This window comes from Streptomyces cadmiisoli, from assembly GCF_003261055.1.
Lineage (GTDB): Bacteria > Actinomycetota > Actinomycetes > Streptomycetales > Streptomycetaceae > Streptomyces > Streptomyces cadmiisoli.
Genome location: NZ_CP030073.1, coordinates 8865767 through 8892278 on the forward strand (window position 1 = coordinate 8865767; position 26512 = coordinate 8892278).

At 66.5% G+C, this 26512-nt stretch carries 10 protein-coding genes and 1 pseudogene; 6 read left to right on the plus strand and 5 right to left on the minus strand.

All coding sequences use genetic code 11. The features are described from left to right. The first annotated feature begins 1354 nt into the window (after positions 1 to 1354). Both DN051_RS38945 and DN051_RS38950 read left to right on the plus strand, forming a co-directional pair. Positions 1355 to 18172 carry a non-ribosomal peptide synthetase gene (locus DN051_RS38945; RefSeq protein WP_162625094.1) on the plus strand — a complete coding sequence of 5606 codons (16818 nt, stop codon included), beginning with the start codon at positions 1355 to 1357 and terminating at the stop codon, positions 18170 to 18172. A gap of 77 nt (positions 18173 to 18249) precedes the next feature. Beyond that, a complete protein-coding gene (locus tag DN051_RS38950) occupies positions 18250 to 18462 on the plus strand; it encodes an MbtH family protein (protein WP_281289071.1) in 213 nt (70 codons plus the stop codon). Between the two features lie 99 nt (positions 18463 to 18561). Here DN051_RS38950 and DN051_RS45365 read toward each other — a convergent pair whose 3' ends face one another. From DN051_RS45365 to DN051_RS38955, 3 genes and pseudogenes are all read right to left on the minus strand, one after another. Continuing rightward, complete coding sequence (locus tag DN051_RS45365) at positions 18562 to 18720, minus strand: hypothetical protein (protein ID WP_162625095.1); 159 nt, start codon at positions 18718 to 18720, stop codon at positions 18562 to 18564. A gap of 297 nt (positions 18721 to 19017) precedes the next feature. Further along, a pseudogene (locus tag DN051_RS47940) lies at positions 19018 to 19217 on the minus strand (IS5/IS1182 family transposase); the annotation flags it as partial. Between the two features lie 96 nt (positions 19218 to 19313). After that, entirely contained in the window at positions 19314 to 20093 is a 780-nt protein-coding gene (locus DN051_RS38955) for a dioxygenase family protein (protein WP_112441628.1), read from the minus strand. 854 nt (positions 20094 to 20947) lie between these two features. Between DN051_RS38955 and DN051_RS38960 the strand changes: the two genes are divergently transcribed. Then, positions 20948 to 21553, plus strand: coding sequence for a cadmium resistance transporter (locus DN051_RS38960; protein WP_112441630.1), 606 nt, complete (start codon positions 20948 to 20950; stop codon positions 21551 to 21553). A gap of 50 nt (positions 21554 to 21603) precedes the next feature. On the opposite strand, the gene DN051_RS38965 is transcribed toward DN051_RS38960, so the two are convergent. Then, positions 21604 to 22179: a TetR/AcrR family transcriptional regulator gene (locus DN051_RS38965; protein WP_112441632.1), complete on the minus strand. Its 576-nt coding sequence runs from the start codon at positions 22177 to 22179 to the stop codon at positions 21604 to 21606. Positions 22180 to 22320: 141 nt separating this feature from the next. Between DN051_RS38965 and DN051_RS38970 the strand changes: the two genes are divergently transcribed. The 3 genes from DN051_RS38970 to DN051_RS38980 all read left to right on the plus strand — a co-directional run bounded on the left by DN051_RS38970 (position 22321) and on the right by DN051_RS38980 (position 25094). Then, positions 22321 to 23175: an SDR family NAD(P)-dependent oxidoreductase gene (locus DN051_RS38970; protein WP_112441634.1), complete on the plus strand. Its 855-nt coding sequence runs from the start codon at positions 22321 to 22323 to the stop codon at positions 23173 to 23175. 579 nt (positions 23176 to 23754) lie between these two features. Next, entirely contained in the window at positions 23755 to 24651 is an 897-nt protein-coding gene (locus DN051_RS38975; protein WP_112441636.1) for an aminoglycoside phosphotransferase family protein, read from the plus strand. 11 nt (positions 24652 to 24662) lie between these two features. Continuing rightward, positions 24663 to 25094, plus strand: a complete 432-nt coding sequence (locus DN051_RS38980) for a hypothetical protein (RefSeq protein ID WP_162624713.1) — start codon at positions 24663 to 24665, stop codon at positions 25092 to 25094. Positions 25095 to 25207: 113 nt separating this feature from the next. Here the strand turns inward: DN051_RS38980 and DN051_RS38985 are convergent, their stop codons facing one another. Further along, positions 25208 to 26452 (minus strand): COG1361 family protein, encoded by a 1245-nt coding sequence (locus tag DN051_RS38985; protein WP_112441640.1) that lies wholly within the window; start codon positions 26450 to 26452, stop codon positions 25208 to 25210. Between the last annotated feature and the right edge of the window lie 60 nt (positions 26453 to 26512).

The window sequence follows — 26512 nt, forward strand, 5'->3', positions numbered from 1 at the left end:
ATCTTGTCCAGTGGTAGTAAACGTATGGATCATCACATCGTGTTTCTGAGCATGGTGTGTTGATGTCCGTTTGCTTCCTGTTGACCTTGCGTTCTTGTGGGGAGTTGATTGCTCCAAGATTCTGTGGAGACATTGTGGGTGGGGTATGGCGGGGATGTGGGCCCGAAGTCGGGCCGGTGGCAGGGCTGTTGCGGCGTTGCTGAGATTGATGCTGGGGCTGCGGGCTGTCCCTGTCACGCCCGGTCAGACGGCGGTACATGTGCCTGCTTCTGCGGGAAGCTCCGGCTCGGCGACCGAAGCCCGAGGTGTGTCTCAAGCGGGGGCGTTGACCGAGGCCAAACGGACGGGTGAGTCGGTGGCAGCCGCAGCGCTGCGTGGGGAAAACCGCGGGGTGTTCGCCACGCCGGAGGGCGATCTGGAAGCGCGTGACTACCTGGGCCCGGTGGGGGCTCATAGGGCGTGCCGGCCGCCAGGTGAGTATGTCGTGGCCCGCGGCGCTGCCGGAGCCTCGGCGGGGAGGTGCAGTGGGCGCGCGTCCGTCCGTGCTGCCCGATGCAGATCTGCGGATGGCGGCCCAGGGGGAGTCTTCACCTAACTGCTGCTGGTCAAGACGGCTCACGCTGGGGAAGTCGGGAGCTGACGGAGCTTCGGATGAAGCTGTTGGCGCAGGGGTTGCGGGTTCAGGAGAGCAGGTTCTGGTGCAGCCAGGGGGTATCGCTCGATCGGCCGATGGCGGCAACTGATTCACCCATACCCGAACCGGGCCGGAGCTGTTGGGGCACGGTATGACAAGGTGCCGCGCTGGTGGCCATGTCTGCCTATGCGCATTCGGTGCGAGGTGCGTCAATTGACTGGTCTCAGACGACTGGCATACGTCTAAACCTGCACCTGGGCAGTGCGAACCTTTTCACAAAGGGCCTTATAGGTGGGGGTTGTGGCAGTAAGTCACTTCTGCGATCGTCGATCCTTGGGCTGATTCGTGTCCTGCGCGCACCTTCGCGTTCTTCTGGGTGTCGATCTCTGTGTCCGTTCGATCCGCTTCTCGGTCCTGGATTCCGTCTGGTCTATTGATAGGTGAAAAATTCGCACTAGTGCACGGATTTCCAGTGTTTTGGCCTGCGAGCGCTGGCGATAAATACGGCATGGCGGTTCGAAGCCGCCATCGTAAAACGACATGAAACGCCACTGATTACCCACTTCGCCGGGGACGTTGACAGTGTCCAGTTCGGCTTGAGAGGGTGAAGTGGATCAACATTTCTCCTCAAATTGCTTAAATTAGTTGCTCCCGGTGTGGAGCGCGAGCGTTGACCGAGGTGTGGATATGTCTGGATCGCATGGTGGCCGTCGTGAACTGATGGCCGGACAGCTTGGTGTATGGCATGCGCAGCAACTGAATCCGGATAATCCCATCTACAACATGGGTGAATACATACAGATTCACGGAAAGGTGGACACCGGTTTCTTCGAGGCGGCCGTGCGAAGAGTCGTCCAAGAAGTTGACTGTCTTCGCCTGCGCTTTGAGGGAACTGCAGACGAAGTCCCGCGGCAGTATTTTGATCTGCGGGACGATTGGCTGTTTCACGTGATCGACGTGAGTGGTGAGGCGGATCCCCGTTCCAGCGCGCAGAGTTGGATGCGGGCGGACATGCGACGTCCAGTGGATCTACAGAGCGGTGAACTCTTTACCCACGCCCTGTTCAAGGTGGCGGAAGATCTCTTCTTCTGGTACCAGCGAATGCACCACATCATCGCAGACGGACTCGCTGGAGCCCGGATAGCCGCCCGAGTGGCTGAGGTCTACACGGCATTGATGGCCGGCGAATCCCTCACGGACAGTGCACGTCCCTCGAGTTCCGTACTGATGGATGCCGATGCCGATTACCGGGTGTCCGCAGAATTCGAACAGGACCGACAGTACTGGACGGAGCGTCTTTCCGATCGCCCTGAAACGGTCAGTTTGAGTGGCCGGGAACCTTCCACTGCGCCCCATGAACTGACACGTCATTCGCTCCACATCCCTCCCGACGCCGCCGCGGAAATCAGAAGCTCCGCACGTCGTCTGGGAACGAGCCTCTCGGGTCTGGCCGTGGCCGCGAGCGCCGCCTACCTGCATCGCGCAACGGGACAAGAGGACGTCATTCTCGGGGTCCCCGTAATGGGCAGAACAAGTGCACTGCGCGACATCCCTGGAATGACAGCAAATATCATTCCCCTGCGCCTCACAGTGCAGCCGAGGGCCACCGTGAGGGAACTCGTGAAGCAGGTGGCTCGCGGAGTAAGAGATGCCTTGCGGCATCAGCGATACCGATACGAGGACATCCTCAGAGACCTGAAGCTCGTAGGGGGCAGCGGACTTTACCCTCTACTGATCAATATTGTTTCCTTTGACTACGACCTGAAATTTGGTGACGCCCTCAGCAGTGCGCACGGACTCGGTGGTATAAATTTCAATGACCTTTCGATTTCGGTGTACGACAGGTCATCCGACGGAAGCATATCCGTGGTTGTGGAAGCCAACCCGGACCTCTACAGCCGGCGAGCAGTGCATGAGCATGCTGCGAAATTCCTTGACGTGATGAACTGGATGGCGCGTGCCACTGCGGAGGAACGCGTACACCAGATCACGTTGATGAGCCGCTCCGAGCAGCGTCTGGTTCTCGAGGAATGGAACGACACCGCCCGGGAGGTGCCCGCGGCGACGCTGCCGGAACTGTTCCAGGCCCAGGCTGCCCGCACTCCGGACGCGGTCGCGGTGGTCTTCGAGGGAATTGAGGTGACCTACGCGGACCTCGACGCGCGGGCCAACCGCCTCGCCCGGTTCCTGATCGACCGGGGCGTGGGACCCGAGTCGTTGGTCGCGGTGATGATGCACCGCTCCGTCGACCTGGTGGTCGCCCTGCTTGCGGTGGTCAAGGCCGGCGGCGCGTATGTACCCGTTGACCCGGACTACCCTGCCGACCGCATTACTTACGTCCTCACTGACGCCCAGCCAGTCCTGGTCCTCACCAGCACGGACCTGGCCTCCCGCCTCACCGACAGCCACCCGCCGTACGCGGCCGTCGACGACCCCCGGACCAGCGCCGCACTCGAGGACATCCAGGGCACCGACACCGCCGACACCGAGGCCCGCACCACCCTGTCGCCCGCCCACCCCGCCTACGTCATCTACACCTCCGGGTCCACCGGACGGCCGAAGGGCGTAGCCGTACCCCACGCGGGCATCGTCAACTGGCTGACCTGGATGCAGGGCGCCTACAACTTGACCGCCTCGGACCGGGTGCTGCAGAAAACCCCCTTCGGTTTCGATGTGTCGGTACGGGAGTTCTTCTGGCCGCTGCTCCAGGGCGCGACATTGGTGGTCGCCAAGCCCGCAGGCCACCGCGACCCCGGATACCTGGCCGAGTTGATCCAACGCGAACATGTCACGATCGCGCACTTCGTCCCGTCCCTGCTGCAGGTCTTCCTCCGCGAACCGGCCGCCGCCGCGTGTACCGACCTGCGCGCTGTGTTCTGCAGCGGCGAAGCGCTCCCCAGCGACGTCGTCGGGCAGTTCCGTCACCTACTGGACGTTCCGCTCCACAATCTCTACGGCCCCACCGAGGCGTCAGTCGAGGTCACCGCATGGACGTGTGACAGCGACACCAGCAGGAGCAGTGTCCCCATCGGACGCCCGGTCTGGAACACCCAGGTCTATGTGCTGGACGCGGCGTTGCGGCCGGTGCCGGTGGGTGTTGCGGGTGAGTTGTACCTGGCCGGCATCCAGCTGGCCCGAGGCTACCTGGATCGGCCGGGGCTGACCGCGCAGCGGTTTGTGGCCAACCCGTTCAACCCGGCTGAACGGATGTACCGCACTGGTGACCTCGCACGCTGGAACACCGACGGGCAGCTGGAGTATCTCGGGCGGACGGATGACCAGGTGAAGATCCGCGGTTTCCGGATCGAGCTGGGTGAGGTCGAGGCCGTGCTGGCGGCGCACCCGTCCGTGGCCCAGTCGGCGGTGGTGGTGCGTGAGGACCGTCCCGGCGACAAGCGCCTGGTCGCCTACCTCGTCCCGGCGAGCGGCCCGCAGGGGGTGGACATCGCCGTCATGCGCAGGCATCTGCACGAGGTGTTGCCGGAGTACATGGTGCCGTCGGCGTTGGTGGTGCTGGATGTGCTGCCGTTGACGGTGAACGGGAAGCTGGATCGTAGGGCGCTGCCTGCTCCGGACTATCAGGTGGCTGATGGTGGCCGGGGGCCGGCCTCGGTGCAGGAGGAGCTTCTGTGCTCGGTGTTCGCCGAGATTCTGGGCCTGTCCATGGTCGGGGTGGAGGACAACTTCTTCGAGCTGGGCGGTCACTCGCTGCTGGCGACCCGGCTGGTGAGCCGTATCCGGTCGGTCTTTGGGGCCGAGGTGCCGATCCGGACGCTGTTCGAGGCGCCCACTGCGGCTGCCCTGGCGGAGCGGTTGACTTCCTCCGGTGCGAGGCGGCAACCGCTGGTGCGGGTGGAGCGGCCGGAACGGGTGCCGTTGTCGTTCGCGCAGCAGCGACTGTGGTTCCTGGGCGAACTGGAGGGCCCGTCGGCCACCTACAACATCCCCCTCACCCTGCGACTGACCGGGTCGCTGGATGTCGCCGCTCTGAAGGCCGCACTGCGCGATCTGGTCGGCCGGCACGAGGTTCTGCGCACCGTGTTCGCGACGGTTGACGGGCAGCCCTACCAGCAGATCCTTTCGGCCGAAATGGCCTCGGTGTCCCTAGCGGTCGAGCAGGTGACCGACCTTGAGTCCGCGATCAACGAGGTCGCGGGTCATCGCTTCGACCTCGCCACCGAAATCCCGGTACGGACCTGGCTGTTCGAGGCCGGTCCCGATGAGCATGTCCTGGTGATGGTGGTGCACCACATCGCTGGTGACGGATGGTCCCTGGCCCCGCTGACGCGTGATCTGTCGGCTGCTTACACGGCTCGGTCCACCGGCCAGACACCGGAGTGGGCACCGTTGTCGGTGCAGTATGCCGACTACAGCCTGTGGCAGCGTCAACTACTGGGCGAGGAGGCCGACGCGGCCAGTGTGCTGGCCCAGCAACTCGGTTACTGGCGCGAGGCACTGGCCGACCTGCCCCAGGAACTGACGCTGCCGTTCGACCGGCCACGCCCAACGATGTCCTCCCACCAGGGCGGCCGCGTCGAACTGACCATCGACGTCCAAATCCACAACGCCCTGGCGGAGCTGGCCAGAGCACAGGGTGTGACGGTGTTCATGGTGGTGCAGGCGGCGTTGGCCGTCCTGCTGCACCGGATCGGTGCCGGAGACGACATTCCGGTCGGCACCTCGATCGCCGGCCGCACCGACGAGGCCCTGGACGACCTGGTGGGGTTCTTCGTCAACACCCTCGTCCTGCGCTCGGACCTGTCCGGCGATCCGACCTTCCTGCAACTGCTGGCCAGGACACGGGAAGCGGACCTCGGCGCCTACACGCACCAGGATGTGCCGTTCGAGCGGCTGGTGGAGGACCTGGCCCCGGTCCGGTCGATGGCCCGCCATCCGCTGTTCCAGGTCATGCTCACGCTGCAGAACACCGTCGAGGCTCGTCTCGACCTGCCCGGGCTGAACATCGAGGCACTGCCTGCGGCCGTTCTTCCCGCCAAGTTCGACCTGGACTTCCAGATCGCCGAGCAGATCACCGACGGCGGCACCCCGGCGGGCCTGTCCGGACTCATCACCTACGCCACCGACCTGTTCGATCCCGCGAGTGTCGAGGCGATCGCACGGCGCTTCCTCATGGTCCTGGAGACGGTGACCGCGGATCCGTCGGTGCCGGTCAGCCGCATCGATGTCCTGGACACCGCGGAGCGGGAGCGGATCCTGTCCGGGTGGAACGACACCACCTACGAGGTTGCGCAGGCCACACTGGCCGAACTGTTCGAAGCCCAGGTCACGCGTACCCCCGATGCGACCGCGGTGGTCTTCGACGGCACCGAGTTCACCTATTCGGAGTTGAACGCGCGGGCCAACCGGCTGGCCCGTGTTCTTGTGGGCAGGGGCGCCCGGCCGGAAGAACGTGTGGCGGTGCTGATGGATCGCTCCGCCGATCTCGTCGTCGCACTCCTCGCAGTGATCAAGACCGGAGCCGCGTACGTCCCGATCGACCCGGCTTACGCCGCCGACCGCATCACTTACATGCTCGACGACGCCCACGTCACGCTGCTGGTCACACACCAGGCCATGGCAGGCGCAGCGGATGACGGTGTGACCCGCATCGTGACGGATGCCCCAGACAGCACGGCGGCCCTGTCCACCATGGCGGGGGAGAACCTCACGAACCACGAGCGAGGAGCGGCACTGCTGCCCGCCCACCCCGCCTACGTGATCTACACCTCCGGCTCCACGGGGCGCCCCAAGGGCGTCGTGGTGAGCCACGCAGCAGTCTCCTCCTACCTCAACTGGGCAGTCAGTGCGTACCCCGGGTTGAGTGGTCGGACCGTGCTGCATTCGTCGGCTGCGTTCGACCTGACCGTTACGCCGTTGTACGGCACGCTGATCTCGGGTGGCGTCCTGCATATCGCGGACATCCGGGATGGGCTTCCCGCTGAAGCGGCTCCCACCTTCTTGAAGGTGACGCCGAGCCATCTTGGCCTTCTGTCCGAGGAGCCCGCCGGATCCTTTGCCCGGGGAGACCTTGTCGTCGGCGGCGAAAGCCTTGCAGGCGAGCAGCTCACACGGTGGCGATCCGTGCACCACGACGTCCTGATCACGAATGAGTACGGTCCGACCGAGGCGGCCGTCGGATGCGTCACCTTCACCGTCCGTCCCGGGGACCCGGATGTGCTGGGGGGCGTCCCCATCGGGCGTTCCGTTCCGAACATGAAAGTCTTTGTGCTGGACGCAGCCTTGCGGCCGGTGCCGCCGGGAGTGGCCGGTGAGTTGTACCTCGCCGGTGTTCAGCTGGCGCGGGGGTATCTGGGCCGCCCGAGACTGACGGCGGAGCGGTTCGTCGCCAACCCCTACGGCGGGTCGGGTGAGCGGATGTACCGAACCGGTGACCTGGTCCGGTGGACGGCCGATGGGCAACTGCAGTACCTGGGCCGCACGGATGACCAGGTGAAGATCCGCGGTTTCCGGATCGAGCTGGGTGAGGTCGAGGCCGTGCTGGCGGCGCACCCGTCCGTGGCCCAGTCGACGGTGGTGGTGCGTGAGGAGCGTCCCGGCGACAAGCGTCTGGTCGGCTACATCGTCCCCGCCAGTGGCAACGGCGGCAGTCACGTCAGTACCGCGAGCGTGGATCTTGCCGCGCTGCGCGCTTGTCTCGGCGAGGTGTTGCCGGAGTACATGGTGCCGTCGGCGTTGGTGGTGCTGGATGTGCTGCCGTTGACGGTGAACGGGAAGCTGGATCGTAGGGCGCTGCCTGCTCCGGACTATCAGGTGGCTGATGGTGGCCGGGGGCCGGCCTCGGTGCAGGAGGAGCTTCTGTGCTCGGTGTTCGCCGAGATTCTGGGCCTGTCCATGGTCGGGGTGGAGGACAACTTCTTCGAGCTGGGCGGTCACTCGCTGCTGGCGACCCGGCTGGTGAGCCGTATCCGGTCGGTCTTTGGGGCCGAGGTGCCGATCCGGACGCTGTTCGAGGCGCCCACTGCGGCTGCCCTGGCGGAGCGGTTGACTTCCTCCGGTGCGAGGCGGCAACCGCTGGTGCGGGTGGAGCGGCCAGAACGGGTGCCGTTGTCGTTCGCGCAGCAGCGACTGTGGTTCCTGGGCGAACTGGAGGGCCCGTCGGCCACCTACAACATTCCCGTGGCTGTGCGGCTGACCGGTGACCTGGACGTCGAGGCGTTGCGGATGGCGCTGAGCGATGTGGTCGGCCGGCACGAGGTGCTGCGGACGGTCTTCCCGACCGATGAGGGCAGGCCGCGTCAGGAGATCCTTGCCCCGCCTTCCTCCTTTGCTTTGCCAGTGGTTGAGGTGGAACGGGGGAGCCTGACAGAGGCGGTTGCCGGGCTGGCGGGTCATGCGTTCGATCTGGCGGCTGAGCTTCCTTTGCGGGCGTGGCTGCTGCGGGTGGTGCCTGGTGAGTGCGTGCTGGTGATGGTGGTGCATCACATTGCCGGTGACGGGTGGTCGATGGGTGCGCTGGCGACGGATGTGTCGGTCGCGTATGCGGCACGGTCCACAGGCCGGGTACCTGACTGGGAGCCGTTGGTGGTGCAGTACGCGGACTACACGGTGTGGCAGCGTGAGCTGCTGGGTGAGGAGACCGACCCGGACAGTGTGCTGAACGAGCAGTTGGGCTACTGGCGCAAGGCTTTGGACGGGGTGCCGCAGGAGCTGGTGCTGCCGTTCGACCGGCCGCGGCCGGCGGTGGCGTCGCATCGCGGGGGCCGGGTGGAGATCCTGGTGCCGGCCGGGGTGCATGCCCGGGTGGCGGAGTTGGCGCGTGCCGAGGGCGTGACGGTGTTCATGGTGCTCCAGGCGGCTTTGGCGGTGCTGCTGTCCCGGCTGGGTGCGGGCAGTGACATCCCGGTGGGTACGCCGGTCGCCGGACGTACCGACGAGGCGCTGGACGACCTGGTCGGGTTCTTCGTCAATACCCTGGTGATGCGTACGGATCTGTCGGGTGATCCCACGTTCGCCGGGCTGTTGGAGCAGGTTCGGGAGAACGGTCTGGCCGCGTTCGCGCATCAGGATGTGCCCTTCGAGCGGCTGGTCGAGGACCTCGCCCCGGCCCGCTCGATGGCCCGCCACCCGCTCTTCCAGGTCATGCTCACGCTGCAGAACAACGCCGAGGCCGTCCTTGACCTGCCCGGTGTCGACGCCACACCGTTGCCCGCCGGCGAACCGGTGGCCAAGTTCGACCTGTCCTTCGCGCTGGCCGAGACCTTCCACACCAACACCGACACCGACGCCGACACCGGTAATCGCCCGGCCGGTCTGCATGGCGTTATCGACTACGCCCTCAGCCTGTTCGACCGCGAAACGGTGGAGACACTGGCCGAACGGTTCGTCCGCGTCCTGGACACCGTCACCGCCAACCCCCTCCAGCACGTCAACGCCATCGAGGTACTGGACCCGGCGGAGCGGGAGCAGATCCTGGGCGAGTGGAACGACACCGCCCGCGACGTGCCCGCTGTGACGCTGCCTGAGCTGTTCCAGGCCCAGGCTGCCCGCACCCCCGAGGCGACCGCGGTGGTCTTCGCCGGCGTCGAGGTGACCTACGCCGACCTCAACGAGCGTGCCAACCGCCTCGCCCGGCTCCTGATCGATCGCGGAGTGGGACCCGAGTCGCTGGTTGCAGTCATGTTGGAGCGCTCCATCGACCTGAGCGTCGCGCTCCTCGCGGTGACCAAGGCCGGCGGCGCCTATCTGCCCATCGACCCGGACTACCCCGCCGAGCGGATCACCTACCTCTTCACGGACGCCCAGCCCCTCCTGGTGCTCACCAGCACGGGCATGGCCTCCCGCCTCACCCACAGCCACCCGCCGTACGTGGCTGTCGACGACCCTCGGACGACCACCGCACTGGAGGGCCTCGACGACACCGACCCCACCGACACCGAGCGCCGTTCCACCCTGCTGCCCGCCCACCCGGCGTATGTCATTTACACGTCCGGCTCCACCGGGCAGCCCAAGGGTGTGGCCGTGACCCACCTGGGACTGCCGAGCCTGTCCGCTGTGCAGGCGGAGGAATTCGCGATCACGGCAGGCAGTCGGGTGCTGCAGTTCGCCTCGGCGAGCTTTGACGCGGCGGTCTGGGAGATGGTGATGGCCTTGTGTAACGGGGCCTGCCTTGTCTTGGCTGCGCCGCACGACCTGCTGCCGGGCCAGGCGCTCGTCCGCCTGGTCGCGGAGCGGTCGGTCACACATGCACTCCTGCCTCCCGCCGTACTGGCTCTCCTGGAACCGGACAGTCTGGCGTCGATCACGACCCTCATCACCGGCGGCGAAGCCCTGAACCAGAACCTGGTCAGTCACTGGGCCGAGGGACGTCGTCTGATCAACGCTTACGGTCCGACGGAATCCACTGTCTGCGCTACCGTCACCGGCCCCCTGTCCGCTGACGCACACAACGCCCCGCACATCGGCACGCCCGTCGCCAACACCCGGGTCTATGTGCTGGACGCGGCTCTGCGGCCGGTTCCGGTGGGCGTTGCGGGTGAGTTGTATATTGCCGGCGCGGGCCTGGCCCGCGGCTACCTCGACCGGCCGGGGCTGACCGCACAGCGGTTCGTTGCGAACCCGTTCGGTGGTCAGGGTGAGCGGATGTACCGTACCGGTGACCTGGTCCGGTGGAACGCCGCCGGGCAGCTCGAATACCTCGGGCGGACCGATGACCAGGTGAAGATTCGTGGGTTCCGGATCGAGCTGGGTGAGGTCGAGGCCGCGCTGAGCGCACATCCGTCCGTGGCCCAGTCGGCGGTGGTGGTGCGTGAGGACCGCCCCGGCGACAAGCGTCTGGTCGGCTACCTCGTTCCGGCCACCAGTCCCTCAGGCGGTGTCGATACCGCTGAACTGCGCGCCCATCTCGGCGCGATGCTGCCGGAGTACATGGTGCCGTCCGCGCTGGTGGTGCTGGATGCGCTGCCACTGACGGTGAACGGGAAGCTGGACCGCAGGGCCCTGCCCGCTCCGGACTACCAGGCGGCCGACAGTGGGCGGGGGCCTTCGACGGTGCAGGAGGAGATCCTGTGCACCGTGTTCGCCGAGGTCCTGGGCCTGCCCCAGGTCGGGGTGGACGACAACTTCTTCGAACTGGGCGGCCACTCACTGCTCGCGGTGCGGGTGGTGGAACTGCTGCGCGCCCGGGGCATATCGGTGGATGTACGGGCGTTGTTCGCGGCGCCGACGGCTGCCGGACTGGCTGGCTCGGACGGTCGGGCCGAGGTGGCGGTGCCGGAGAACCGGATTCCGGACAACGCCCTGACCATTTCTCCCGACATGCTTCCCCTGGTGGACCTGACCCGCGGGGAGATCGACCGGATCGTGGCCCGGGTTCCCGGTGGAGCGGGCAACGTGGCGGATGTGTACCCGCTGGCTCCGCTGCAGGAAGGGATCCTCTTCCACCACCTGATGGGTGACTCCGGCGACGGGTCCGATGTGTATGTGCTGCCGGTGCTGTTGGGGTTCGACTCCCGGCAGCGGCTCGACGGGTTTGTGGACGCACTGCAGAAGGTCGTCGACCGGCATGACATCCTGCGGACCGCCGTGCTGTGGGAAGGACTGCCGGAACCGGTCCAGGTGGTAGTGCGCCGAGCTGCGATCCCGGTGGAAAGCGTCGACTTGCCCGAGGGGCCCGACGATGAGGTGACCGGCCGGATGCTGGCCGCGTGTCCTGGAGCGATGGACATAGGCCAGGCGCCGCTGATACGTGTGTACACGGCGGCCGACCCGGTGAACGATCAGTGGCTCGCGCTCGTTCAGGCCCATCACCTGATCTCCGATCACACCACCCTGGACGTGCTGCTGGAGGAGGTGCGCGCGTTCATCGAGGGCGGCGAGGACACCCTGCCCGCGCCTTTGCCGTTCCGGAACTTCGTCGCCCAGGCCCGTCTGCGGGTGGCGCAGGAGGAACACCAGAAGTACTTCTCGACCCTGCTGGGGGACGTGACCGAGCCGACCGCGCCGTTCGGCCTGCTCGACGTCCGCGGCGACGGCACCGGCGTGGTGGAGTCCCGCCGCGTGATGGATGCGGAACTTGCGCAGCGACTGCGGGACCAGTCACGCCGGCTGGGCGTGAGCCCGGCCACGGTCTTGCACGTCGTGTGGGCGCGGGTTCTGGCGGCCACCGCGGGCCGGGACGACGTTGTCTTCGGTACCGTCCTGTTCGGCCGCATGGCCGCGGGAAGCGGCGCGGACCGAGTTCTGGGCCTGTTCATCAACTCCCTGCCGGTACGGGTGCAAACTCGCGGCGCGCAGGGGCTGGACATGGTCCGGTCGGTGCAGAACCAGCTGGCGGACTTGCTCGTCCACGAACACGCCCCTTTGAAACTGGCCCGGCAGGCCAGCGGTATCAAGGCGGACACCCCGCTGTTCACCTCCCTGTTCAATTACCGGCACTCCAGGAACGCTGAGTCAGGGACGGACAAGAGCCTTGAAGGCATCACGCTGCTGTACGACCAGGAACGGACGAACTATCCGATCGGGCTGAGCGTCGACGACACCGGTGACGGATTCATCCTCACGGTGCAGGTTGCCGAACCCGTCTCGGGTGAATCACTGTGCGCCATGATCCAGACCGCCGCCGAAGGCGTCGTCACCGCCCTGGAGACAGCACCGCACCAGCAGATCGGCACGGTGGACGTCTTTGATCCCGCGGAGCGGCACCGGCTCCTGGGCGAGTGGAACGACACCGCCCGGGAGGTGCCCGCTGTGACGCTGCCGGAGCTGTTCCAGGCTCAGGCCGCACGCACCCCCGACGCGACCGCCGTCGTCTTCGAGGACGTGGAACTGAGCTATGCGGAGCTCAACGAGCGTGCCAACCGTCTCGCCCGCCTGCTGATCGGCCGCGGAGTGGGACCCGAGTCGCTGGTCGCGGTCATGATGCACCGCTCGGCCGACCTCGTCGTCGCACTCCTCGCGGTGACCAAGACGGGCGGCGCCTACCTGCCCATCGACCCGGACTACCCCGCCGAGCGGATCACCTACCTCCTCACCGATGCCCAGCCCCTCCTGGTGGTCACCAGCACGGACCTGGCCTCCCGCCTTGCCGGCGGAGAGCCGTCGTACCTGGCTGTCGACGATCTCCGCAGCACCACGGCACTCGAGGCCCTCGACGACACCGACCCCACCGACACCGAGCGCCGTTCCACCCTGCTGCCCGCCCAACCCGCGTATGTCATCTACACGTCCGGCTCCACCGGGCAGCCCAAGGGTGTGGCCGTCACTCACCTGGGACTGCCGAGCCTGTCCGCTGTGCAGGCGGATGAATTCGCGATCACGGCAGGCAGTCGGGTGCTGCAGTTCGCCTCGGCGAGCTTCGACGCGGCGGTCTGGGAGATGGTGATGGCCTTGTGCAACGGGGCCTGCCTTGTCTTGGCTGCGCCGCACGACCTGCTGCCGGGCCAGGCGCTCGAACGCCTGGTCGCGGAGCGGTCGATCACACACGCCACCCTGCCTCCCGCCGCACTGGCTCTCCTGGAACCGGACGGTCTGCCGTCGATCACGACCCTCATCACCGCTGGCGAAGCCCTGAACGAGAACCTGGTTACTCGCTGGGCCGGCGGCCGTCGCCTGATCAACGCTTACGGCCCGACGGAATCCACCGTCTGCGCGACCATCACCAGCCCCCTGTCCGCCGACGAACACAACGCCCCGCACATCGGCACGCCCATCGCCAACACCCGGGTCTATGTGCTGGACTCGGCTCTGCGGCCGGTTCCGGTGGGTGTCGCGGGTGAGTTGTATATTGCCGGCGCGGGCCTGGCCCGCGGCTACCTCGACCGGCCGGGGCTGACCGCACAGCGGTTCGTTGCCAACCCCTTCAACCCGGGTGAGCGGATGTACCGCACCGGCGATCTGGCGAAGTGGCGACCGGACGGTGTCCTGGACTTTCTGGGCCGTACCGATGACCAGGTGAAGATTCGTGGGTTCCGGATCGAGCTGGGTGAGGTCGAGGCCGTGCTGGCGGCGCACTCGTCCGTGGCCCAGTCGGCGGTGGTGGTGCGTGAGGACCGCCCCGGCGACAAGCGTCTGGTCGGCTACCTCGTTCCCGCCACCAGTCCCTCAGGCGGTGTCGATACCGCTGAACTGCGCGCCCATCTCGGCGCGATGCTGCCGGAGTACATGGTGCCGTCCGCGCTGGTGGTGCTGGATGCGCTGCCACTGACGGTGAACGGGAAGCTGGACCGCAGGGCCCTGCCCGCTCCGGACTACCAGGCGGCCGACAGTGGGCGGGGGCCTTCGACGGTGCAGGAGGAGATCCTGTGCACCGTGTTCGCCGAGGTCCTGGGCCTGCCCCAGGTCGGGGTGGACGACAACTTCTTCGAACTGGGCGGCCACTCACTGCTCGCGGTGCAGCTGACCAACAGGATCCGGACGCATCTGGGGGTCGAGGTCGCGATGCGGGCGCTGTTCGAGGCGCCGACCGTGGCCGGACTCGCGCAGCGGCTGACGGATTCAGGTGCGGCACGTCCCGCGCTGGTGGCGATGACACGGCCCCAGACGGTACCCGTCTCGTTCGCGCAGCAGCGGTTGTGGTTCCTGGGCGAGCTGGAGGGCCCGTCGGCCACCTACAACATTCCCGTGGCTCTGCGGCTGACCGGGGACCTCGACGTCGAGGCGCTGCGGATCGCGCTGGGCGATGTGGTGGCCCGGCACGAGGTGCTGCGGACCGTCTTTGCTGCCGATGAGGGCAGGCCGTACCAGATGATCCTTCCCTCACCTCCCTCTTTTGACCTGCCGGTGATCGAGGTGGAGCAGGAGGGTCTGACAGAGGCGGTTGCCGGGCTGGCGGCTCACGCGTTCGATCTGGCGGCTGAGCTTCCTTTGCGGGCGTGGCTGCTGCGGGTGGTGCCTGGTGAGTGCGTGCTGGTGATGGTGGTGCATCACATTGCCGGTGACGGGTGGTCGATGGGGCCGTTGGCACGGGATCTGTCGGTCGCGTACACGGCCCGTGTTGCCGGGCGGGCACCTGACTGGGAGCCGTTGGTGGTGCAGTACGCGGACTACACGGTGTGGCAGCGTGAGCTGCTGGGTGAGGAGACCGACCCGGACAGTGTGCTGAACGAGCAGCTGGGCTACTGGCGCAAGGCTTTGGACGGGGTGCCGCAGGAGCTGGTGCTGCCGTTCGACCGGCCGCGGCCGGCGGTGGCGTCGCACCGCGGGGGCCGGGTGGAGATCCTGGTGCCGGCCGGGGTGCACGCCCGGGTGGCGGAGTTGGCGCGTGCCGAGGGCGTGACGGTGTTCATGGTGCTCCAGGCGGCTTTGGCGGTGCTGCTGTCCCGGCTGGGTGCGGGCAGTGACATCCCGGTGGGTACGCCGGTCGCCGGACGTACCGACGAGGCGCTGGACGACCTGGTCGGGTTCTTCGTCAATACCCTGGTGATGCGTACGGATCTGTCGGGTGATCCCACGTTCGCCGGGCTGTTGGAGCAGGTTCGGGAGAACGGTCTGGCGGCGTTCGCGCATCAGGATGTGCCCTTCGAGCGGCTGGTCGAGGACCTCGCCCCGGCCCGCTCGATGGCCCGCCACCCGCTCTTCCAGGTCATGCTCGCCTTGCAGAACAACGCCCAGGCGGTACTGGATCTGCCCGGCATTCACATCGAACCCTTGCCCACCGGGGAACCGGCAGCCAAATTCGACCTGTTCATTGCATTGAGCGAAACCTTCCACACCAACACCGACGCCGACAGCGGCACCGGTAATCGCCCGGCTGGTCTGCGCGGCGGTATCGAGTACGCCGTAGACCTGTTCGACCCTGAATCGGTGGAGGTACTGGCCGAGCGGTTCGTCCGGGTCCTGGACACGGTCACCAGGGAACCGCACCAGCGGGTCAGCGTCGTGGACGTGCTGTCGGAGGAGGAGCGGCACCGGGTCGTGGCGCGGTGGAACGACACCGCCCAGGAAGTACCCGGGGCGACACTGCCTGAGCTCTTCCAAGCCCGGGTTGCGAAGCAGCCTGATGCGGTCGCGGTGGTCTTCGGTGGCGCTGAGGTGACGTATTCGGAGCTCGACGAGCGTGCGAACCGGCTTGCCCGGTTGCTGATCCGTCGCGGTATCGGTCCCGAGTGCATCGTCGGGCTGGCCGTGCCCCGCTCGGTGGACCTCATCGTGGGTCTGCTGGCGGTGCTGAAGTCGGGTGCCGGTTACCTGCCGATCGATCCGGAGTACCCGGCCGAGCGGATTGCCTTCATGCTGGCCGACGCCGCCCCTTCGTTGACGCTGACCACCACAGAGGTCGCCGGGCGCATTGCTACCGGGCCCGCGCTGCTGCTGGACGACCCTGAAGTTGTCGCCGAACTCGGCGCACTGACGGCCGACGTTCCCGGCGATGAGGAGCGGACCGGTCCGCTGCTGCCCCAGCACCCCGCGTACCTGATCTACACCTCCGGCTCGACCGGGCGTCCCAAGGGTGTGGTGATGTCCTGTGGCGCGCTGGTCAACCTGATGTCCTGGCACGCTTCTGCCATCCCCGCCGAGGCCGGTTCGCGGGTCGCCCAGTTCACCGCGATCAGCTTCGACGTCTCGGCCCAGGAGATCCTCTCGGCCCTCTTGGACGGCAAGACCCTTGTGGTTCCGGACGAAGAGATCCGGCGTAACCCGGAAGAGTTCGTGGCATGGCTGAGGCAGCAGAAGGCCACCGAGCTGTATGCCCCCAACATGATGGTGGACGCGCTTGGTGAGGCTGTCGCGGAGCAGGGCACGGACCTGCCGTTGCTGCGTCATGTTTCCCAGGCCGGCGAGGCCCTTGTGCTCAGTGATCGGGTCCGTGGCCTGTGCGGCGCGGCCGGGACGGTGCTGCACAACCACTACGGTCCGTCCGAGACCCATGTGGTCACCGCCCATACCCTGCCGGCGGACCGGGCGGCATGGCCCGGGGGTGCCGCGCCGATCGGCCGTCCGGTGTGGAACACCCGGGTCTACGTCCTGGACCCGGCTCTGCGGCCGGTGCCGGTGGGTGTTGCGGGTGAGTTGTACGTCTCCGGTGCCCAACTGGCCCGCGGCTACCACGCCCGGCCGGGACTGACCGCGCAGCGGTTCGTCGCCAACCCCTTCACCCCGGGTGAGCGGATGTACCGCACCGGCGACCTGGCCCGCTGGAACGCTGAGGGACAACTGGAGTATCTGGGCCGTACGGATGACCAGGTGAAGGTCCGTGGGTTTCGTATCGAGCTGGGTGAGGTCGAGGCCGCGCTGAGCGCACATCCGTCCGTGGCCCAGGCAGTGGTGATGGTGCGTGAGGACCGCCCCGGGGACAAGCGCCTGGTCGGCTACCTCGTCCCCACCGGTGGCACCACCCGCAGTGACGGCATCACCGCCGGGGTTGACCTGGCTGCCCTGCGCGCCCATCTCGGCGCGATGCTGCCGGAGTACATGGTGCCGTCCGCGCTGGTGATCCTGGAGGGTCTGCCGCTGACGGTGACCGGCAAGCTGGATCGGCGGAAACTTTCGGCGCCGGACTACACGCGGTCCGCACCGAGCCGGGAACCCTCCTCTATCCAGGAGGAGATCCTGTGCAGAATTTTCGCCGAAGGACTGAATGTTCCCTACATCGGCGTCGATGACAACTTCTTCGAATGCGGTGGACATTCACTTCTGGCGGTCAAACTGGTGAGTCGGATCCGCTCGATCATGGGTGTCGATGTCTCCGTCCAAGTGCTGATGCAAGCCCCCAGCGTCGCAGGACTTGCACATCGGCTCAGCCTCCCCGAGATGAAGGAATCACTCCGTACGCTCCTTCCCATCAGGACGCACGGAAGCCGGCCACCGCTCTTCTGTGTCCATCCGCGATCCGGGTTGAGTTGGTGCTTCGCACCTCTGGCCGGATTCGTACCCCCTGACATCCCCTTGTACGGTCTCCAGTCGCGGGATGCCGACGCTGCGGGTGAGCTGCCGGGATCCATCCGGCAAATGGCGGAGGAATACATCAAAGAGTTGCGTACCGTGCAACCGTCAGGTCCGTATCATCTGCTGGGCTGGTCGATGGGAGGCCGCGTAGCGCAGGAGATGGCTGTACAACTGCAGGAAGACGGCCAGCAAGTGGCACTCGTCATCATGGGAGGCTATGCACCCGCCCCACTCGACACACACGACTCGGACAAGACCGGCCAGGAATCTGCAGACCTTATCCGTCAAGTGACTCAAGCACATGATGGCAACAGCCATGACGAGCATGCGGATGCTGGAGAAATATTCGACGAGGCGCCTTCTCTCCGTGATCTTGCAGGACTTCCGGACTACTTCCGCAGCGAGATTTCAGAGGAAGAGGCTGAAGTAAGGGCAAGAATCATTGCAAACAACACCCGTATCTACGTGAAGCACTATCCTCGCAAATTTCACGGCGATCTTCTTTTCATCTCGTCGGACGAGCTCGAGGACGGTTCGGGTCGCGCCATGTGGCAGCCCTACACCTCCGGCCGAATCAGCGAGTCACGGCTGCCGTGTTCTCACGACGACATGGCCAATCCCCCCATGCTCTCTCTGCTTTGGGATTCAATTGCCGGTTGGCTGCCCACGACCAAAGACAGCAAATTCTTCGGCTGAGATGCTGTCGAGCCACTCGCGGGCAGGGATCGGCCACCCTCAAACTTCTACCTCTGAGCGACAGATGGGACTTGATGATGACGAACCCGTTTGATGACCAGGACGCCAACTACCTTGTTTTGACGAACGAGGAGGGTCAGTTCTCGCTCTGGCCCACATTCGTCGACGTGCCGGACGGATGGGAGCCGGTCTTCGGAGAGGCAGCGCGTCAAGCATGCCTTGACTTCATCGAGAAGAACTGGACCGACATGCGCCCCAAGAGCCTGAGAGACGCCATGAACGCCGGCTGAGCAGGGTAGGGGACTGGCGCGGCGGCTGATGCTCCGTGCCAGTTCCCACCGCTTCCAACCGGACGCGTAGGTCGCCCGCATCCGGCTTTCCGACAGAGTTCACCGGTCGGCATGCGCCGTGCCCCAGTGCACGTTCCCGGTCAGGCGGTAGACGCCGAGCCGGCTGATCCATCCGTACACGACGCCTTGTCCGCCTCTGGTCAGACAGACGACGCCCGACTTGTCGAGGTGCCGACGCGTCCCGTGCTCGCCGAGCACTTGAGCGGCCAGTTCCCGCGCCTGCCCGGCGCGCTACCTGGTCGTCGACAGAACCACGAAATCGCCACAGCGTGGCCGCGCGCAGCGGCGTCCAAGCGTCTTGCCGTGTCGATGAACGTAGCGTCGGTGAAGTCGACTGTGCTGCCGCCGTTGTGCGTTGCGCCGCCAGAATCGATTCCCCCGGCGAAGCTGGCGTTGGTGTAGTCGATCGATCCGCCCTTGAACGTGGCTTCGCCGAACGAGGCGGCTGTTGCCGCGCTCCTTGGCGGCGATGTAGTGCTTGCCCACGTCCTGCCAGCGGGCTGGCGAGATGGCGGGCAGCGGAGAGAGATGATCCAGGATGCGATCGGCGACAGACTTCGAGGCCCCTAACAGCGATGCCGCCCGCCGCAACGTGAGATTCGTGGGCCAGAACGTCGCCACCAGTGGCCGGTTCGCCAGCGGAAACCGTCAGGTCGCCCGTGCTGAACGTCGCCAACACAACATCGGACCAAAGCCGGGTCGGCGGATAGCCGGCACTTGCTCGGCCCACTTCAAGGGACCACGGCACAGAAGATGACGAAGGCGCCGCGGCCGTGCTCACCTGCGGCGACTCAGCCGAACTGAACGGAACGCTTTGCCAGGCCCCAGCAGAAGCCGTCGATGACGCTGCGCTGAGTGCCGAGGTCCTCCTCAGCAGCGCCAAGGGTGATGAACAAAGGGGCGAAGTGATCGGTGCGGGGGTGGGCGAGCCGCCCGGCGGGCGCCTTGACTTCGAAATCGAACAGCGCGTCTATGTCCTGGGCTTCCAGGGCGCAGCGGCCCCAGTCGTCGAACTCGGCCGTCGCTGCGTGGACTTCGTGCTGCAAGCTGAACATCTGCAGGTTGTGAGTGAAGAAGCCGCTGCCGATGATGAGCACGCCTTCGTCACGCAATGGGGCCAGCCGACGGCCTAGCTCGAAGAGTCGCAGCGGTTCGAGGGTGGGCAGCGAAATCTGCAGCACAGGTATGTCTGCGTCCGGGTACATCTCGGCCAGCGGGACGTACGCGCCATGGTCGAGGCCCCGGTCGGGGACGTCATGCACCAGATTCCCGGGGGCGTGGAGCAGCTTCCTGACGGTCTTGGCCAGCTCAGGGGCTCCGGGCGCGGGATAGGTCACCTGGTAATAGTGCTCAGGGAATCCCGAAAAGTCGTAGACCAGGGGTACCGTGGCGGTGGCTCCCAGGGCCAGTGGGGCTTCCTCCCAATGTGCCGAGACCATCAGGATCGCCCGCGGCCTTGGCAGCCCGGCCGACCAGGCAGCTAGCTGACCGGGCCAGACAGGGTCGTCAGCGAGTGGCGGCCCTCCGTGTGACAGATAAAGGGCGGGTATCCGCTCGGTGGCGGGGGCCATCGAGTGCTCCTCTGAATTCGTTCGATAGTTGAATGAACAACTGTCTTTGGTCTGACGGTACACCAGCATGCGGACTGCAAGAGCGGCGGCTCTATCCCGCAATCAGTGGTTGGGGCCGTGGTCAGTGCAGGAGGCCGGTGGAGGAAATCGGCTCGGCCGTGCCTCTGCCTCATGATTCCGCGGGTGCGGGTGCGGGTGCGGGTGCGGGTGCCATTCCGTGCAACATCTCTTGCGTCATCTGTTGCACCCGCAGGTCGGCACCTCGTACTGCGGTCTATCAATCCGCCTGAGCAGTTGGAAGGGATGCGCGCTGCCGAGTGATCTCTTCGGGCTGTCTTCCCACTGGACCTCATCGCCTCCCTCCCCCGGCAGGGCGGTGCCAGGGCAGGGGACAAGGGGGAATTCGCGGCCGGGGAGTGGTGGCAGCCCTCGTACTTGCTGGTGAAGTTGTACGACGCCACGACGGATGGCGCGATGCCCGACAGCGACAGCGGCGGGATCGGTCTCTTCTCCCGCATGATTGGCTGGAGCTTCAGCGGCCCGGCATTCCTCGACGGGCTCCTTGCCGGGGCGTGTCGACGGCCTGGAGCAGGGCCGCGCGGTTTTTGTCGGTATGGACGAGAGGTGGGTCCATGTGTCGAGGTCCTGGATGCCGCGCCCCGGGACGAACGGCCCGTTGTCCGGCCGTAGCCGACTGTCTGGTGGTCGGCCGTCTCGCCTCCGCCCCGATTCTGGACACGGCGGAACTGGCCACAGGTGGAACGGACAGCGCCGAGCCTTGGCCCCGCGATCGTTGACATCCGGATTCCCGGTAGCGTCACCGGGACACCCGCATCACAGGAGAGCGGCTACTCGTGGATCTGGGCATCATCGGACAGGCAGCCGGCCTGTTTGCCGTCACCAACATCGACGACCTCCTCATCCTGGCGCTGTTCTTTGCTCAGGGCTCTGGCCACCCCAGGTCCACTCGGCGGATCGTGCTGAGCCAGTATCTGGGGTACGCGGCGATCCTCGCTGTGGCGGTGGCCGCCGCGTTTGGCGCCACGTTTCTGCCCGAGTCCGCAATTCCGTATCTCGGCCTGCTGCCGCTCGCTCTGGGCCTCAAGGCCACCTGGCAGGCATGGAAGGACCACCGCGCCGGGGACGGGGGCGAGGAGGATGAACAGGGTGAGGGGGGCGGGCCGAGGCCGTTGGAGGTCGCCGCGGTCACCTTCGCTAACGGCGGCGACAACATCGGGGTCTACGTGCCGGTCTTCGCCACGGCCGGCGTCGGCGGGATGGGCGTGTACGCCGCGGTGTTCCTCATACTGGTGGCCGTGTGGTGCTGCGCGGGTAGATTCTTCGCCACCCGGCCTGTCATCGCCAAGGCACTCGCCCGCTGGGGCCACATCCTGCTGCCCCTGGTCCTGATCGCCATTGGTCTGCTCATCCTTATCGAGGGCGGTGCCTTCGGCCTGTGACTCTGGACGGCGTGTCACCGGCTCGGTTCGACAGCGCCAGTTGCCAGCCTTCAGTCATCCCTCGACGTCAGGGCTTCCACGCCCGCCCGCAGGAAAGTCATGACAGCGACGATGTCGTCGCGTGTTGGTTCGGGACCCAGGGAGGAGCACAGCGCGGCAGCGGCCGCGGCTGTCATGCGGGCGTCTCTGTCGTGGGGAGGCGTGCCGGTTTCTTCGACCAGGCGACGCGCTCCGGCCTCGACGATCTCGGCCATACGCGCCTTGTGAGGGGCCAGTAGCTCGGGGTTGAGCGTGAGCATGCGCTCGGTGAGAGCGTTCAGTTCTGCGGGTTGGTCCAGTTCGCTGTAGAGCCAGTGTTCGACAGCGTCGATGGCGCTCCAGCCTGGTTCACGCTCGCTGATCGCGGCGTCGAGTCGCGTTTCAAGCGCGTCGAGGTGAGCCAGTGCAAGGCTGAGTTTGGTCGGGAAGTACAGGGTGACCGTTCGTCGTGATACCTCGGCCCGCTCAGCGATGTCGGTGATCGTGGCCGTCTCGTATCCGCGTTCGGCGAAGAGCTGATGGGCGGCCCGCAGGATCGCTTCCCGCTTCCTGTTCTTGTTCCGTTCCCTCAGCCCGTCCGCCGCCATGAGATGGACTCTACCATCCGGGTAATTTTGCACTCAGTGCAATCATGCCTAGAGTGCAAGTGATCGGACGGTCCGTCCCCGAGCGCAAGCCGGACTTCCCTCTCGGACGACGTCAACTGTGAGTCCCGTTTAGGAGCGAGCATGAATCGACCACTGTTCGGCAAGATCGCCGTCGTCACCGGCGCGAGCCGTGGGGTAGGCAAGGGGATCGCGCTGGAGCTGGGTGCCGCCGGCGCGACGGTCTACGTGACCGGCCGCAGCGTCGCAGCGGGTTCGCTGCCCGGCACCGTGAGCGAGACAGCCGACCAGGTGACCGCACTGGGCGGCAAGGGCATAGCCCTCGTGTGCGATCACCACAGTGACGAGCAGGTGGCGCACGTGTTTGAGCGCGTGCGCCATGACACCGGCCGATTGGACTTGCTGGTGAACAACGTCTTCTCGTCCCCGGACCTCGGCGCGTGGCTCGGCAAGCCGTTCTGGGAGCTGCCGCTCGCCGCGTGGGATCAGGTACTGGACATAGGCACGCGCTCGCACTACGTCGCCAGCGTCCATGCGGTGCCACTGCTGTTCGCCGGTGGAGGAGGGCTGATTGTCAACATCTCGTCGGCCGGCGCACGCCAGTACTCCCACAACACTCCGTATGGCGTCGGCAAGGCCGCACTCGACAAGATGACAGCGGACATGGCCGTGGAACTGCGCTCGCGCGACGTGTCCGTGGTGTCCGTGTGGCCAGGCTTGGTCCGGACCGAACTGGTCGACGCTGCCGCCCGCAGGGCCGGGCACGGCCGCTCTGAGATCGAGCTCCCCGGCGAGGGCAGGTTCGACGTCGACGCCGCCGAGTCACCGCGTTTCGTCGGACGTGCCGTGACCGCGCTGGCAGCCGACCCAGCGGTACGAGACCACTCGGGAACCGCGGTGTCCACGAGCGATCTGGCACACCGCTACGGCTTGACGGATGTCGATGGCGCGGCGCCGTCCGCCACGAACCAGACCTGAATCGACAGCGTTCCTGGGGGAGCCTGGCACCGCTGGGCTCCCTCGCATCGGCCGATACCGGTCACTGGAGCGTGGAGCGTGGAGCGTGGAGCGTGGAGCGTGGAGCGTGTATTCGGGTCAGAGCGCCGAGTGCGCGAGATGAACTCGTCGGTGCAGGATGTCACCTGCGATGGTGCGAGGCGCCATGCCGCCCGGCGGCGTCGCGGAGGGTCGGGATGCGGATGAGGTCCACGACGGTTCTGCAGCGGGCTTCTTCGGAATCGGGCTGGGCGAGCTTGTCGTGGGCAGGCAAGGCTGACCTCAAGTCCTTCCAGCTTCCCCAGCCAGTCCTCACCTCCAGCCTCGGTGATGCGGACCACAAGGTTGTCACGGATCTCGATCAGGCGGCCGCGATGGCCGGATGGGGGGCGGAGCGTCGAGCAGCGGACGCAGGCTTCTCTGAGCTCTGGGGCCGTTCCGTCCCAACGACTCTGATCTGCATCTCCCTGAAAACCGAATTGGTGATGCCAGCGGAATCACGGCGACACGCTTCGGAGCGCGCGAGGCGATCCACGTGCCGCCTCAGTACTGTGACTTCGCATGACCGACACCGAGATCGAGATCACCGCAGACTTGGTCCGCGACCTGCTGCAGGAGCAACATCCAGACCTGGCAGGGCTGGCCATTCGTGAGGTGGCGGGCGGCTGGGGCAACCAAATGTGGCGCCTGGGAGACGAGTTGGCCGTACGCATGCAGCGCATGGACCCCACCCCGGAGCTCCAGCTCAAGGAGCGGCGGTGGCTTCCCGTGCTGGCCCCGCGCCTGCCGCTCCCGGTGCCGACCCCGGTGCGGTCCGGTGAACCGTCCGAGCGCTTCCCCAAGCATTGGACCGTGATGTCGTGGGTTCCCGGTGAGCCGCTGGACCATGGCGCGATCAGCCGCGGCGCCCACGCGGCCGACACGCTGGCGGGTTTCCTCCGGGCGCTCCATGTGGAGGCACCTGCCGAGGCACCGATCGCTATGGACCGCGGTGCCCATCCCCGGAACTGCACGGACGGCTTCGAGAACTTCTTCCAGGCCGTTGCCCCCGACGACATCGCCTCCGACGTCCGGGCAGTCTGGGACGACGCCGCTGAAGCCCACGCGTGGGAGGGTCCGCCGGTGTGGGTGCACGGCGACCTCCATCCGGCGAACGTCGTCGTCTCGGACGGAACGCTCTCGGGCATTATCGATTTCGGTGACATGTTCGCCGGCGATCCGGCGTGGGACCTCGCCGCCGCATGGGTACTGCTGCCCGCGGGTGCGGCCTCACGGTTCTTCGACGTGTACGCGCATGCGGACGAGGCGACGATCCGGCGCGCCCGCGGGCTGGCCGCTATGAAGAGCCTCTTCCTGATGCTCATGGGGCAGAACGGGGAGCGGGGCCTTCCCGGCGGCAAGCCGCACTGGGGACCTGCAGGGCGGGCGGCACTTGATCGTGTTCTGAAGGGCGTTTGATGCATGCTTCTTTGAACCTGTTCTCGATCTTGCGTTCGATGTGCATGGCGGCCCGCCTGTGCGGGCTTGTCGATCACTACCCCGTGGTGCCGGATGCCAAGGTTCACGGCCGTACGCTGCCAGTGGACGCGTTCGATCTGCCGAGGTCTCTCTTCGGCGCAGTCCAGGCTGACATGAAGACCTTCGACCTCGCCCAGCTAGCCTTCTGTCTCGGCTTCGGTGATTCGGGTGATCAAGTTGTCGCGGATCTCGGTAACGAGGTATCGACGGTCGGGCGGACTATGTCCTGGCTGCACTGCGGTCGCCGACTCCAGCGCTGCCAGCAGCGCAAGGCCGAGTGCCCACCGGCTATCGGCGGAACTTCCGGTGCCCCCACCTGCTATTGCCGCACCATCATTGAGGCGACCCGCTTGGCCAGCCCTGAGATGCTCGTAGCCGCCTGACGACGAATATCGGCCTACCTGTTGGTTGGTGACGGCCAGGCCGGACCACTTCCGATCACTGCCTGGCCAGGGTGTGTTGGATGGTCGCCAGGGTGCGGGCATGGCCGTGTCCGCTACGGACTCACTGTGACCACGGCTGCATCGTTGTCCGGCTTGTCGTCCCAGCGGCTTCTGCCGACGTCCACCAAGCCCGTGCTGTCACCGCCCAGGCGCAGGGTGAACTCGAACATCTGGCTCTTGCCTGGGCCGAGTTCGGTGACCGGGCAGGTGAAAGTCATGCCATCCTGCTCGCACGACGGTTCATATGCGGCCACGTCGATTGCCGTCATGGGCTGCTCGAGCGCTGTCGAACCGGGTGGCAGCGTGAACTTCAGGCCGGCGGGTGCGGTCGCCCCGGGCCCGTTATTGCGGACGCCCACGGAGACCTTGTGCTCGCTGTCGGGGACTCCGCGGATCTCGGCGCCGATCGCCTCGAAGTCGGCGGATGCGGCGAGCTCCACCTCGGTCCACGCGTCTCCTTCGGCGTGGAACAGCCTTTCATGAGCGGGGGTGGCCACACGCGTCAGTGCCGGGCCGTCTCCGGCTTCGCCGTCGGTGGGCCAGTTGCTGTCCTTTGGCGGCCCGAGGTCCAGGGGCCAGGCCTGCTGGTGGAATCTGGAGACGAGCACGCTCTCGGGTGCGCGGATGCGTAGGGCCGGGGCCAGTGTCACCCTCTCTCCGGGGCGTAGGCGCAGGCCGGGGAGCCGGCAGACGGCGGTGTGCCGTGCATCGCCCGCCTGGTAACGGCAGTTGCCGGCCTCGCCGACGATGGTGGAGCCGTTGCGCCCCGGCACATCGAGCCCGAAGCCGAGTCCCTCGGCGGTGATCTCGCCCGTGTTGCGGACCGTGACCGGTATGTCGATCTCCATGCCGGGAAGCGCACCGGACAGGGTCCTCGGGGCGCTCACCTCCAGCACCGGCTCGCCGACCACCACCCGGGTGACGGCCTTCAGCACGGTGCCGTCCGCCATGGTGTACCGGTACCGGAGCTTCGCACGGGAGCCCGCCTCGGCGCCGGCCGCCGCGACGGGCCAGACCCGGCCCAGATCAAGCCAGTTGTCGTATGCGGCCCCCAACTTGCAGGTCACGCTCACCTCGTCACCGGAGCAACGGGAGCCCTGGGTCTTGAGCTTCACTGCCCTGCCGGGCCCGTCGACACTGACCACCAGCCGGCCGTCCTCGAGCGGCGCCTCGGCGCGCGAGCGCCCCGTTCCATCGGAAGTCGAGATGTGGAAGGGGATCTTCCCTTTCGGCCCGGCGCCGTCCCCGTACGGCCGCAGATAGAACAGCTTCGAGACCGTGAGCTCCGGCCCGGTCACCTCTTCTTCCGGCTCGAGACGGCACGCCCCCGCGCTTGCCACCACTGCCCCCAACGCTAC

Coding starts and splice junctions, on each gene's coding strand:
- DN051_RS38945 (WP_162625094.1), top strand. CDS start 1,355: ATGGCCGGACAGCTTGGTGTATGGCATGCGCAGCAACTGAATCCGGAT.
- DN051_RS38950 (WP_281289071.1), top strand. CDS start 18,250: ATGACGAACCCGTTTGATGACCAGGACGCCAACTACCTTGTTTTGACG.
- DN051_RS38955 (WP_112441628.1), bottom strand. CDS start 20,093: ATGGCCCCCGCCACCGAGCGGATACCCGCCCTTTATCTGTCACACGGA.
- DN051_RS38965 (WP_112441632.1), bottom strand. CDS start 22,179: ATGGCGGCGGACGGGCTGAGGGAACGGAACAAGAACAGGAAGCGGGAA.
- DN051_RS38970 (WP_112441634.1), top strand. CDS start 22,321: ATGAATCGACCACTGTTCGGCAAGATCGCCGTCGTCACCGGCGCGAGC.
- DN051_RS38975 (WP_112441636.1), top strand. CDS start 23,755: ATGACCGACACCGAGATCGAGATCACCGCAGACTTGGTCCGCGACCTG.